Consider the following 12618-nt stretch of genomic DNA (forward strand, 5'->3'; position numbering starts at 1 on the left):
CCCTAATCCTTTATAGGACTGGTTTCTAGCCAACGATTCGCACGTTCTGTCCCCAAGCGTTTATTTCGGCGTGCCCCGCCGTATTTAAAGAAATTCCTGCCTGCTTCAATCCTTTCCTCACAATGTTAATTCCCGCATTGTGATCGCGATCTAACGTTGTACCACAATTACAAATATGAGTGCGAGTTGACAGCGTTTTTTTAACCAAGTTGCCACAATTTGAACACTGTTGAGAAGTGTACTGAGGATTGACAGCAATTACCGTTTTTCCGTACACCTTCCCAAAATATTCCAGCCATTGAGCAAACTGTGACCACGCTGCATCACTAATTGATTTAGCAAGCTTATGATTCTTGACCATATTCTTAACCTGAAGTTCTTCGTAGGCTACAAAATCGTTAGATTTTACCACGCACAACGCCGTCTTAATGGCGAAGTCTTTACGCTGCCTTGTGACCTTCAGGTGCTTTCTTCCTAACTTATTGATCGCTTTCTTCCGATTACCAGAGCCTTTCTTTTTTCTAGAAACTCGTCTCTGCAATCTTTTTAAAGCTTTTTCGCTTTTTCGGAGATACCTAGGGTTGGCAACTGTTTGACCATCGCTATCGGTGTAGAAATGGTTGAGTCCTACGTCTATTCCGATAGCTTTCCCAGTGAGAACAAGCTCCTCTTTTCGCTCCACGTTGATACAGAATTGGGCGTAGTATCCGTCAGTACGACGCACAATTCTGATTCTTTTTATCTCATTGGGTGCATAAAAATGCCTATCCCTATTACCGATTAGTTTAAACTTTCCCGCTGCGAAACCGTCTTTAAGAGTCAAACACCTTTTGTCGGCAGAAAGCGCCCAACCCGAAGTTTTGTATTCGACGGATCTAGTATGTTTTTTAAACTGTGGGTAGCCCTTTTTTCCTGGTTGCTTAGCTTTGCAATTAGCGAAAAAACGTTGGATAGCAAAAATGGCACGTTCTGCCGAAGCTTGACGTGCCATTGAATTAAGCTTGCCTGCCCATTCAAACTCTTTTGCCATGACGGCACATTGTTTGTATAGGTCAACAAGCTTAATTCCTTGATTGTCCATCCAATATCTAAGAGTTTTATTTCTGACAAATTGAGCTGTTCTGATCATCTCGTCGATGACCTGATATTGCTGTGCTTTGCCTTATAATTTAAACTCTAAGACTATCATGCGATTAGTTTACCACACCTGCAAATACTTTTCTCGTTTATGCGTTTACTCCATCAATCTTTACAACAAGAAACAGAATTAAAGCCGTCCTAGAAGGACGGGGCTTTAGACCCAATTTTTTGGTAATTAGAAGCGTCAACGCGGTCTGCATTGAAAAGCTTTTGTCCCGGCGGATCGGGTAGGTGATTAACGAGCCGACTCTGGTAGAGTGTCACGGCTTGTCCCATCGCACCCCCAAGCATAGATAAGCCGATAATCCACCGCCGACGGTCATGTGAGGGTTCTTTCCTTGACGCAGCTCCTCACTCAGTTGTTTGGGGTCCATAAAGGGCAATCCTCAATAAAAACGTATGCGTTAACGGTCACATCAGCCATACACGAAGCGTTTCCATGAAAATGAATAGGATAGGCACTAGGAACCCAATTCAACGACGCGATCGTCCTGCGCTGAAAGTGTATAGATTTCTCATCATTTTATGGATTCAGTTTGATGCGTACCACTTACCTAACAGGTACTTGTAAATAAAGCGCTGTATTTCAAGCTCTTGTATAGAAAAGCTTCAACTCGGTTAATATTATGTCCCTTCTTTAGGTAGACCCTTAGACAAAGTAACAGGATTAAAGTTTAGTAGAGGCCTTTGTAGTGAATAAAATCCTTTTATGGAAAAATGAAGAAGAAATTTTTGTATCGGCTTAATAAGTAGGGGGAGCACTTCTTCTAGTTGCCAAGACAAGCCCAAGGGATGAAGAGATGTAGATTTAATGGTGGATACTCTGGGCAACCTTCCCGGCGACTTCCTCAATTGGGAGTTCTTGATGTTGAAGCCTTTCCAGTTAGGAGTTCAGAAGTATATTGACCTTCTGGACAACATCTATTTTGAAAGCAAACTAATCAATTTTCTCCGGATGGAAAAGTGGCTTTTTGATAGTCCCGACCAAGCTGGAGAGGCTTACCGACTGTTCATGAAAGATTTCTCTCAGGGAAACAAACTGATTCAAGGTCAGGTTGAGATTGGCAACAAGCGAGTGGATCTGGGAAACATCCGCATCCCGATTTTGAACATTTACGCCGAGCAAGATCCTCTCCTCCAGCATCTTCCTTAGCTCTTAAGACATATATTGCTAGCGAAGACTACACCTTGCGCTCCTTCCCAGTTGGGCGCATCGGGATGTACGTCAGCAATAAAGTGCAGCGAAACCTTCCTTCAACTATCGTCGATTGGCTTAAGGCGCGATCGTAGAAAAACCCATGCTGGTGTTCTGCCTCACCACGATGCCTTCGTTTGCTGCGATCGCCCACTTAGGTGTGTGTAAACGGGTGTTTCCTTTTGGCAACCCTGTCCCTTCTACACAACCTAGCTTAACGTTAATATCCATCTAACAGTAGACAAGAAAAGAGCTTCCTTGATGGTACTCTATGACCATCTATTAAAGATAAGCAGTCCCATAATTAAAACGTAATTCAACACCCCAAACTCAGCACGCTAGGGGGGTGTTAATTAAAACAAACGTTGAACGGCAAGAGTACCTTAGCTAACAAAGAGAGAGGCTGTATGGCTCAAACAAAGAACGATTCAGAAATCTTGCCGGAGGATTTTAGTGGCCCATCCGCGGATAACGCCTTAATCGAGCCGAAACAAGACCGATTAGGATATGCACCCTTCGCCAAACATCTTGCAGACAGTATTTGCCAAATGAACTTTCCTGAAGGGTTCGTTATTGCAGTTTACGGTTCATCAGGGTTTGGCAAATCCACACTATTGAACTTTTTAACGTACTATCTCAAGCAAAAGCCAGAGAGCGAGCAACCTATTATTGTCCCTTTTAATCCCTGGTTATTTTCTGGGGGCGAAGACATCACAAGGCGCTTTATTGGTCAATTACAGACTGTTTTGAGCCAATTTAAAGCTATCCCCAAAGGCTTCCTAGGTCGAATAACCAATCTGGCTAAAGCAGTTTCTGAAATTCCTATTCCTTACGCTCAAGCTAGTAAGGCACTTGTAAAATTATTTGACGATAAAGAAAAGGAGACTTCCGACTTAAAAGAAGAAGTCGAAGATACACTCGAAAAGCAGCATCCGCGAATCGTAGTAACCATTGACGATATTGACAGGCTCTCCGCTGAAGAGATTAGTCAATTATTTTATCTTATTAAATCAATTCCAAACTTTACTAACGTTGTCTATTTGCTCGTTTTCGATCAAGAAGTTGTTATCAAAATCCTCGCAGATAAACAACCTTTACCCGGAGACACCTACCTCAATCAGATTGTTCAAGCTTCTTTTGAGTTACCTCTCCCCGATAAAACCTCACTCCGCAAGCTACTTTTTGAAAAACTCAATGGCATACTGGCTGACGCGCCAAAGCCACTACTCAATCAAAATCGCTGGGGCAATGTTTATTTACAAGGGATAAACCACTTTATTACCAACCCTCGCGACATTACTCGTCTAGCCAACATCTTAACCGTGACATACCCAGCGGTGAAAGGTGAAGTGAACCCAGTTGATTTAATTGCTCTTGAGTGCCTGCGAGCCTTTCGCCCAACGATCTATGACATAATCCGCAAAAATCCTAAATTCTTTGCGGGAAATGTGGATGCGGAAGGTTCTCTAATTCCGACATTGGACGAAATCAAAGATTTTCATTATTCGTGGCTGGCTCAGTTTGAAGATGAAGATAAAGAACCAATCAAACGGCTGTTATTGCACCTTTTTCCTAAATTAGAAGGTGTTTGGTATAATACCTATCCCCCTGCCCAGGACGAGTCAATATGGGCCAAGCAATTACGTATTTGCAGCTTAGATATATTTCCCAACTACTTCCGTTTAGTCTTAACACAAGATGAATTCTCGGATGCTGAGATTAAAACAATCTTTGCCTTGGCAAAAGATGCCAAGGCATTTGGGAATAATCTTGTAGAACTTGTTCATCAAAAACGCTCTGATGGCACGACGCAAGTTCGGGCATTTCTTGAACGGCTGGAGGATTACCCTGAAAAAGAAATTCCTACGGATTGCATTCCTTCTATTGTGAAAGCTTTGTTTGATGTCGGCGACCAGCTTTTGCCTCCGGAAGACGAACCGCATGGAATGTTTGATTTTGGCAATGACATTAGAATGGAACGCCTGATCTCACAACTGTTGCATCGGATTGACGAACAAGCACGGTTTGAAACCTTGAAAGAGGCAATATCAAACGGTAACGCCTTATCCATAATTGTGCGCGAAGTAGCAGCCTTGGGTCAGGAACAAGGTAAGTATGGAGCGGGGGAATATATCCCCGCAGAGGAATGGCTCCAGAGTGTAGAACACCTTAAAGAACTTGAAGGAATAGCCTTGAAGCGGCTGCGAGATGCTGCACAACAAAACTCCCTACTGCAATCCCCAAAGCTATCTGAAAATTTACACTATTGGCAAAGTTGGGCAGGAGGAGAGGAAGTCAAGCAATGGGTTGAAAAGATTATTGATAATGAGGAAGGGCTAGTTAATTTCTTGGAGAAGTTGCTGCAAAAAGATTTTAGTGAGGATGGGTCGAACGAAACTCAAAAAACTGGCTACAAACTTGACCTTAACTGGCTCGAACCCTATCTCGAACCATCCGCTATCGTTGGGCGAATGAGGAGTCTCGGTGAAACGAGCGAGTTAACAGAAGATCGGAAAAATGCGATCGCCCAATTTATCCAAGAATATGAGATGCACCAGCAGGGACAAGGCTCGGATTAGGCAAGGATTTAGGCGGTCGAATAGCAGTGCTAGAGCCTCGATCCGGTAATCAAAATGGTGTGGAGGGTATGACGCAACTGACTGGCGACGAACGTTAGAAACTCATCGTTCAGAGAAGCAACCAGGGCGAGGCCAAAAATTTATTGCTATTCCTTTGCTTCAATCAGCTTGGTTGGGTGCCTGACTGGGAATAGGCCGCGAATTAGCTGACTCACAGGCACCGAGCGCTGCTCGTGAACAAACACCAAGGGCAGCAGGGCAAACAGCCGCAGGACGGCTGAGAGAGCAAATGCCATTGGCAAACCACCAAAATGAGTCAGACTCGCGACATAGCTACCAACAGTGATTCCGATCGCCCCAGTGATTCCAGGAACCGCCGCCGCAATAGCAAAATAAATCGACTGATTGCGTAGCGGTGTCACCGACATCATCAGATTGCCACTGCACAGGTCGATCGCTGCCCAAGTCCCCCCGGCCACTATATGCAACAAGGGGAACCACACCCAAAGGAAAAAGGGAGTAGTTCCAGCTTCTAGCCACAGTAGAGGCGTCAGAGCCACCAAGACTCCCACAGTTATCATCACGGGGCGATTACCAATCCGGTCAGCCAGTCTGCCCCAGAACATCAGCATCAGTAAGTTAGCACCAGCTCCCAAGCTGTTATAGAGCGTTACCACACTGACATCTAGGTGGAGATCCCCCAGCAAGTAGAGGTTAAAGAAGGGAGCGCTCATGTTAACCGCAAAGCTCCAGAAGCCTGCGTAAAGAAGAAACCTCAAAAAATTGGCATCCTTGAAGAAGCTAAAAACTGTCTCCCAAGGTGACAGGTGGTCTGTATCCGAATCGGTGACCTGTAAAAGCTTTGGATTCACATCAGTCATCCAGAAGTGAAAGCCCAGACTGATTATCCCCAGCACAATTCCCAGAACCAACACCGCACCGAAGCCAGAGAGCGAGCCACCGGGCCACTTCGATACTGCTAGACCCAGAAGCGGCACAGCGATGAGATTGGTTAAGGTCACAACACTATTGCGAAAGCCAAAATACCGCCCCCGCAATCGGTCTGGTACTAACACAGCCATCCAGCTAAAAAAGGAAGCACGGCCCAAAGCTTCCATGATATTAGTCACCCAGATAATTGCCAGTGTCAACAGCACCAACTGGTCTCCAGCCATACGAGATGAGCTGACCAACCAAATCCCTGGCACAACCAGCAACCACAGCAGCCGCGACGAGCCAAAAATCAACAAGGAATACCAATTGCGGCTGTTCGTGCGGTCTCCCAGATAGGCTCCCAGCGGTTGCAGCAAATTGGTTAGCTGAGGAATTGAGGCGAGCAAACCAATTTCTACTGTACTGGCACCGAGATCCAGCAAGAAATTACTAAGCAAGGCGCCGCCAATGATACTGGAAAAGACTGTGGCGAAGCCTCCTTCGGTAGTTAATGCCTTGAGGCTTGTCCGAATTTCTCGCTTGGAAATTTTTTGAGGCGGCTTTGGAGGAAATACCGTCTCTGATAATGCCCTATTCTCTTGTTCGACTTTTAATACTAAATCTTTCTCGGTGTGTTGAAAATCTTCAACTATTACTCCTTGGAAGTTTAGTAATCCTGTCAGTAGAGGATTCATGAGGGTTCTTGGTAATATCCGCTACATTAACATATGATAAGCAGAAAACCACTGCTTATTTCGTTTTTCGCCACATCCCCACTAGGATAGATATGTTGAAAAGCTTTTGTAATAAGCAATTATACTTAATCATAGTTGAATTTTCAGAAATGGTACAAGGCGGCTCTTGTCCTCGCAGTAGTTCATTGCAATGAACTATGAATAAAAATCCCTCCCCGTTCCGGGGGAGGGTTCGTCAATTCGCCATCTCAAGACTAAGTGGATGAGCTTGCAGGTGGACCTTCATCCTCAAGTTCTTCTATTAATGGTAATGCTTTCAAAGTGGTGCGTCCTGCTTGAATAGCCCCTGCTTGACGCTTGAGTGTTGGGATCAGGACTCGCATTAGCTCACTCACACGCACAGAGCGCTGCTCGTGAACCAACACCAATGGCAGGAGGGCCAACACCCGCAGGACGGCTGAGAGAGCAAACACCGTTGGCAAGCCTCCAAAATCAGTCAGAGTCGCGACATAGCCACCAACCGTGATTCCGATCGCCCCAGTGATTCCAGGAACCGCCGCCGCAATAGCAAAATAAAGCGACTGATTGCGTAGCGGTGTTACCGACATCATCAGATTGCCACTGCACAGGTCAATCGCTGCCCAAGTCGCGCCGCCCACTATATGCAAGAAGGGGAACCAAGCCCACAGGAAAAATGGAGAGGTTCCAGCTTCTAGCCACAGTAGAGGCGTCAGAGCCACCAAGATTCCGACAGTTATCATCAGCGGGCGATTGCCAATCCGGTCAGCCAATTTGCCCCAGAACATTAGCATCAGTAAGTTAGCACCAGCTCCCAAGCTGTTATAGAGCGTTACCACGCTGACATCTAGGTTGAGGTCCCCCAGCAAGTAGAGGTTAAAGAAGGGAGCGCTGATGTTAACCGCAAAGCTCCACAAGCCAGAGTAAAGCAGAAACCTCAAAAAATTGGCATCCTTGAAGAAGCTAAAAACTTTCTTCAAGGGCGAGCCGTGGTCTGTATCCGAATCGGCGGCGTGTACTAGCTGCGGGTTGACATCGGTTATCGAGAACTGAAAGATCAGACTGAGTATTGCGAACACAACTCCCAGAACCAAGACCACACCGAAGCCAGAGAGCGAACCACCCGGCCACTTCGATACCGCTAGACCCAGCAGCGGCACGCCGATGAGATTGGTTAAGGTCACCACACTATTGCGAAAGCCAAAATACCGCCCCCGCAATCGGTCTGGTACTAACACAGCCATCCAGCTAAGAAAGGAAGCACGGCCCAAAGCTTCCATGAAATTACTCAGGCAGATAATTGCCAATGTCAACAGCACCAACTGGCGCGGCTGCATACGAGATGAGCTGACCAACCAAATCCCTGGCACAATCAGCAACCACGGCAGCCGCGACGAGCCGAAAATCACCAGGGAATACCAGTGGCGGCTCTTGATGCGGTCTCCCAGATAGGCTCCCAGCGGTTGCAGCAAATTGGTTACCTGAGGAATTGAGGCGAGCAGACCAATTTCCACTGTACTGGCACCGAGATCCAGCAAGAAATTACTAAGCAACGCACCGCCAATAATACTGTAAAACACCGTAGCAAACGCACCTTCGGTAGTTAATGCCTTGAGGCTTTTCCGAATATCTCGCTTGGGAATTTTAAGATGCGGGTTTGTAGTAACTACTGTCTCTGATAATGCCTTATTGTCTGGGATTTCCTCAATGGCCAGAGGGGCCAGAGGACTCGTTGCTACTAAAATGCTATCTTCGTGTGGACTGAGCATATTATCTAGGCAATATTTAAAGACTTAATCGGAACTACCTTACTGCTTTGCTCTGAGTGCCTTTCTAAAGACAAATGTCCTAAAAAATGCTTTATTTAAATCCTGTAATGGCCACCCCTTACCTGCTGAGCGTTAATTAGTAAACGCCATAAAGTATTTCAGAAATATAACCACAACCTGTCTCAAATAGTCAGGTTTTTTTTTACAGAATTCATAGAAAAATACTCTCTATTCTAGTATAGTATACCTTTAACAATTTGACAAGAATGTTTATAAATAATAACAATTGTTGTTTGTAAACAAATTTTAAGCTTTTAGTTACAATATTTACTTAAATTATTTTAGAGTTAATCATTAAAGGTTATTTCTCAAGATAGATTTCTTTCTAAACTCTAAGGAGGATGCAGATATGCTACCTCTAAGGTATCTGCTGTTAGAAGTTGAGTTCGTAGATTTCAACTCGACCAAACTTTCCTAGATTGACTTCATCTTCAAGCGGAAGAATTTTTAATGAGGATTTTAAGGAGTAGGCTCGATTGAAGCCAATAAATGTACAGGTGGTTGCCGTTGTTGGGTTTGGAGGGGCATCGGACTTGAGGTAATCATCAACTTGGTTTCAGGAAGGAGGGGCAAAAGGAAGGGGTTGTCTCTGCTAGCAGTGAGGTGGGGCTAAATTCTTTGGTGGGCGAGATTTGTATCTCTGGCGGCGAGGCAACCCCTTTCGTTTCAAGATATGTCGATCGCCCTAGCAGTACATTCCATTAGCTAGAGGAGAGGAAATGGATCGCAGCTTAGGATGTTTAATAAAACAGGGAATTTTCTAGGGAACGATGAGCTTATTACTAATAGATATGGATGGTACGCTCCGTGAACCGCTCAGCGGACAACAATACTTCCAACATCCCAAAGATCAACGCATTATTGAAGGTGCCCAGATTGCCATTGGCGCCTACAAAGAGGATTGGATAATTGTCGGCATCACCAACCAAGGTGGAGTTGCCGCCGGTCATAAGTCTATGCAAGAGTGTATCAAGGAACAGCAATACACGCTTGAGTTATTCCCAGAGTTGAGAGAAATCTACTTCTGCCCAGACTTTGAGGGTAAAAAGTGTTTCCGCGTCACGGATCACAATGTTTATAACCACAGCCAAACTAAGTGGTCTGGACAGTACCGCAAACCGCGATCGGGTATGTTGCAACTAGCAATGGTCAGACACAAACACACCCCGCAAAATTCGCTGTATGTGGGCGATCGCCCCGAAGATGAACAAGCGGCGCAACGAGCAGGTATACCCTTTCAATGGGCATGGGACTGGATCGAGCAACATCAAGAGGCGATCGCTTCCAACCTTACAGAAGTATAGTAATCGATAGGATAGTCATGCAACGAGAGATTACAGATAGCAACGGCATTACCTGGGTATGTATTCAAGCCTATTCTGGGATTTCCCACAATGCAGAAAACCAGGATGCGGCTCAGGTTAAAGGACAAGAAGATACGTACTGGGTAGTCTGTACGCCTAGTGGTGGCGCAAAGTCAGTGCGGCTCAAGCTTCAGGGCGAATGGGAAAAATCCTACTCTGATGAGATGTTGCTCAATGAAATTCAAGCACAGCAGGGGGTATGACCACAGCAAAATCAAGTGGTCTGGACAATACCGTAAACCGCGATCGGGTATGCTGCAACTAGCAATGTCCGAGACAAACACACCCCGCAAAATTCGCTCTATGGGGGCGCAAAAAAAGTAGTCATTGTAAGACTATTTTTGCATCCTAGAATAAGTGCCAAGGAGCGCAGATAAAATAATTTCCAGCCATAAGCATGAGAACCCTTTCTCTACTTGGCGAAAGTATTCTAGTTACACGCTAGCTTGATCACTCGATGAACTCTGTATGCCGTCAGGCGTTGGTACTTTTATTTGAGAACCCAATACAGCTTCATCAGGTCTAATCGGAATTTCACTGATAATATCATCACCTTGAAACCGGAAAAATGGATGGGGCAGTAGCTCGATAGTCAGGTATAAATCTCCCCGAGCTTGCGAGAAGGGACTGGGACGACGCTTACCTTTGACACGGATGCGGCTTCCGGGTTTAGGCCCTGGTGGAATTCGCACATTAATCGTTAATAGGCGTGGTTGTGTCAGGGGAGAGTATGACTCCGGGTCTACCAGTTACGTGCCGTATTTTTAACAGTTTTTGCAGACCGCCAGCACTATATTGTTTTAACCATCTATTTACAGTAATTCTCTTTACACCTCGCAGGTTCACTACATCTGTAAAGCTTTGGTTAGATCCAGCTTTTAACCAATCTCAGTGTCTGAATTTGTGGTCGATTAGTTATAGTTCACGGGCCTGGGACAAAAGTATTTTTAACTCCTCTCGGGTTAAATCAATTTTTTCTTGGTAGTTTACGTGCATAAAATATTTCTCAAACTCTCAGCGTCCTTGTAGTATTATTTTGGGGAACAGACCTTAAAATTCATTTATTTACCTAATGTTTTTTTCTGCCGACCTACTTAGATGTATATAGCCATCCTAAATCATTTGTGAATTTCTTACTCCCTCCCCTTGATAAGGGGAGGGTTGGGGTGGGGTCAAAAATTTACGACTGCTGCAAGGATTGCTATATACAGCGAGCCGGATGCTCGCATTCCTTCCTCTAAAAGTAAAATTCACTGAACAAACACAGCAACAACCCGGTTTATCAAAGAAACCGGGTTGCTAAACACAGAGCTTGGTTTAAATCTGTTCTTCCCCTTGATTAAAATGCTGAATTCCTTGATTTTCCTCTAGGCTACCAATAGCCTCTTTGGGAATATTGAGGATGCCTGCAAACGAATTTTGGCTTACTTTCAAAGCTTGTTCCTTATTTTTGTACTCGACCAGTTCGCGCTGTAAATTGTCAATTGTCTGTTGAAATCCAGCGGCTTGTCGGAGCATTTCTTGTTCTGAAAAATCCAGCAATTGAATTAAATTAGCAACTTGATATTCCAGTAATTGGGTTTCGGCAAAATCGTTATTAGTAACACAATTTTTCTGACTTTCTGAATACTCAAAAACACTTTTTTTGTCGGGGATGGACAATGCTGTTTTTACACTAAGTGCCAAATCTTTAAACATTTCAGCCGTGCTTGGGGGAATTTTAACTTTCAGGAACATCACTACCGCAAACAAACTTCCTGACGGCAGAAGTCCCCCAAATCCCAAGACAGACTTGACTTGGTAGGGGATAATTAAGGAATTTTGCTCAGGAATAAAGGGGCTGCCTTTTGCTTCTGATACGTGAAAAATATTTAATACTGCGGGTTCTAATTGCAGGAATCTTTCTCGCTCAATTCCGAGGAATGTAGGAATATCTAAACCAAACTGCCGGATTATTTCCGAAATCGCCGGCATTTGAGCCACTAATTTGGTGCTAACTAATGGAATAGCTGTATGTTCTGCTGCTGTATGCCGAGAATTCCACTGCGGTTGTGTGCCTGCTGCTGCTAGCAGAGTCCAACATTTCATGTCGGCGACGGGGGAATTGCCCTTCATCAAGCGGCGGGCGGATTGTTGCAATGAGTCTTCTAATTCCCCGTAGGGATGACTTTTGAACAAACGCACTAAGGCACAGGTATTTTCTCCAGTTTGCGAATCGCAAAAATGTCGGTAAATATAGTTAACAATCTTCTGGCTGCTGGCTTCCATACTAGCAGTATTTCTACCTAAGTGGCGCAGGACTAAGCTGCATTTAGCCATGTCTTGCGGGGTAAATAAGGTAATATCGTACATTAAAAAATGCTCTCCAAGAGCTCAAACACTCTTGTTCATTTATCGTTAAGGCCGCTACGGCATCCGGAATCCTACTGAGAGTTTTGAACAAAGTGTTAGTTAAAATATTTATAAAATTGGCCCGCCAAATGCAGCAGTTGTATGGCTGGATACAGAAATTAAGATTAAAGAAAAAAAATCTATCCCCTAGGATAGGCCACAAGGACAGAAAAGCCGATGTTTAATTTGTAAAAGGGTTTTTTACGAAAACTCCCCCAGAGGAATTAAAAAAACGGGGTTTTTCACCGGATATGCCTCGCGTTTTACATGGCATTTTCGTAGATAAAAGTCGGTTTCTGGGTAAGCCATATTCACCGAAATCCTAGAAACTCAAGCTGCAATTTTTGTGGCGGGCGATCGCAGACCGAGGTATCAAAAATTGGTACAATTTCGTCAGTCTTGGACGCAGAAACCGGGTTTGCTTACAGAGAAAAAACCCGGTTTCTTGGGTATTGGTAAGTAGATGCTGTGTTC

At 44.7% G+C, this 12618-nt stretch carries 10 protein-coding genes and 1 pseudogene; 4 read left to right on the forward strand and 7 right to left on the reverse strand.

From position 1 onward, the window contains the following. Positions 1–25 precede the first annotated feature (25 nt). Positions 26–1189 (reverse strand): annotated as a pseudogene (locus QUA62_RS24890) (RNA-guided endonuclease InsQ/TnpB family protein). A gap of 762 nt (positions 1190–1951) precedes the next feature. On the opposite strand from QUA62_RS24890, the gene QUA62_RS24895 reads away from it, so the two are divergent. Next, positions 1952–2293: a hypothetical protein gene (locus QUA62_RS24895; RefSeq protein ID WP_333407457.1), complete on the forward strand. Its 342-nt coding sequence runs from the start codon at positions 1952–1954 to the stop codon at positions 2291–2293. A 120-nt stretch (positions 2294–2413) separates the two neighbouring features. Here the strand turns inward: QUA62_RS24895 and QUA62_RS24900 are convergent, their stop codons facing one another. Then, positions 2414–2566, reverse strand: coding sequence for a hypothetical protein (locus QUA62_RS24900; RefSeq protein WP_333407458.1), 153 nt, complete (start codon positions 2564–2566; stop codon positions 2414–2416). A gap of 134 nt (positions 2567–2700) precedes the next feature. Here QUA62_RS24900 and QUA62_RS24905 point away from each other — a divergent pair, with 134 nt between their 5' ends. Continuing rightward, a complete protein-coding gene (locus tag QUA62_RS24905) occupies positions 2701–4914 on the forward strand; it encodes a P-loop NTPase fold protein (protein WP_333407459.1) in 2214 nt (737 codons plus the stop codon). A 146-nt stretch (positions 4915–5060) separates the two neighbouring features. On the opposite strand, the gene QUA62_RS24910 is transcribed toward QUA62_RS24905, so the two are convergent. Together QUA62_RS24910 and QUA62_RS24915 are read right to left on the reverse strand one after the other, a co-directional pair. Further along, entirely contained in the window at positions 5061–6542 is a 1482-nt protein-coding gene (locus QUA62_RS24910; protein WP_333407460.1) for an MFS transporter, read from the reverse strand. A 254-nt stretch (positions 6543–6796) separates the two neighbouring features. Continuing rightward, positions 6797–8329: an MFS transporter gene (locus QUA62_RS24915; protein WP_333407461.1), complete on the reverse strand. Its 1533-nt coding sequence runs from the start codon at positions 8327–8329 to the stop codon at positions 6797–6799. 830 nt (positions 8330–9159) lie between these two features. Here QUA62_RS24915 and QUA62_RS24920 point away from each other — a divergent pair. Together QUA62_RS24920 and QUA62_RS24925 are read left to right on the forward strand one after the other, a co-directional pair. After that, a complete protein-coding gene (locus tag QUA62_RS24920) occupies positions 9160–9693 on the forward strand; it encodes an HAD-IIIA family hydrolase (RefSeq protein WP_333407462.1) in 534 nt (177 codons plus the stop codon). Between the two features lie 17 nt (positions 9694–9710). After that, a complete protein-coding gene (locus tag QUA62_RS24925) occupies positions 9711–9956 on the forward strand; it encodes a hypothetical protein (RefSeq protein ID WP_333407463.1) in 246 nt (81 codons plus the stop codon). 231 nt (positions 9957–10187) lie between these two features. Here QUA62_RS24925 and QUA62_RS24930 read toward each other — a convergent pair whose 3' ends face one another. From QUA62_RS24930 to QUA62_RS24935, 3 genes are all read right to left on the reverse strand, one after another. Then, positions 10188–10445 (reverse strand): DnaJ C-terminal domain-containing protein, encoded by a 258-nt coding sequence (locus tag QUA62_RS24930; RefSeq protein ID WP_333407464.1) that lies wholly within the window; start codon positions 10443–10445, stop codon positions 10188–10190. A 1-nt stretch (position 10446) separates the two neighbouring features. Then, on the reverse strand, positions 10447–10599 hold the full coding sequence (locus tag QUA62_RS29520) for a helix-turn-helix domain-containing protein (protein ID WP_445301717.1): 153 nt from the start codon (positions 10597–10599) through the stop codon (positions 10447–10449). 471 nt (positions 10600–11070) lie between these two features. Then, positions 11071–12105 carry a histidine kinase gene (locus QUA62_RS24935; RefSeq protein WP_333407465.1) on the reverse strand — a complete coding sequence of 345 codons (1035 nt, stop codon included), beginning with the start codon at positions 12103–12105 and terminating at the stop codon, positions 11071–11073. Between the last annotated feature and the right edge of the window lie 513 nt (positions 12106–12618).

The sequence above is a fragment of the Microcoleus sp. MON1_C1 genome (genome assembly GCF_036701945.1).
In the GTDB taxonomy this organism is placed as follows: Bacteria; Cyanobacteriota; Cyanobacteriia; order Cyanobacteriales; family Microcoleaceae; genus Microcoleus.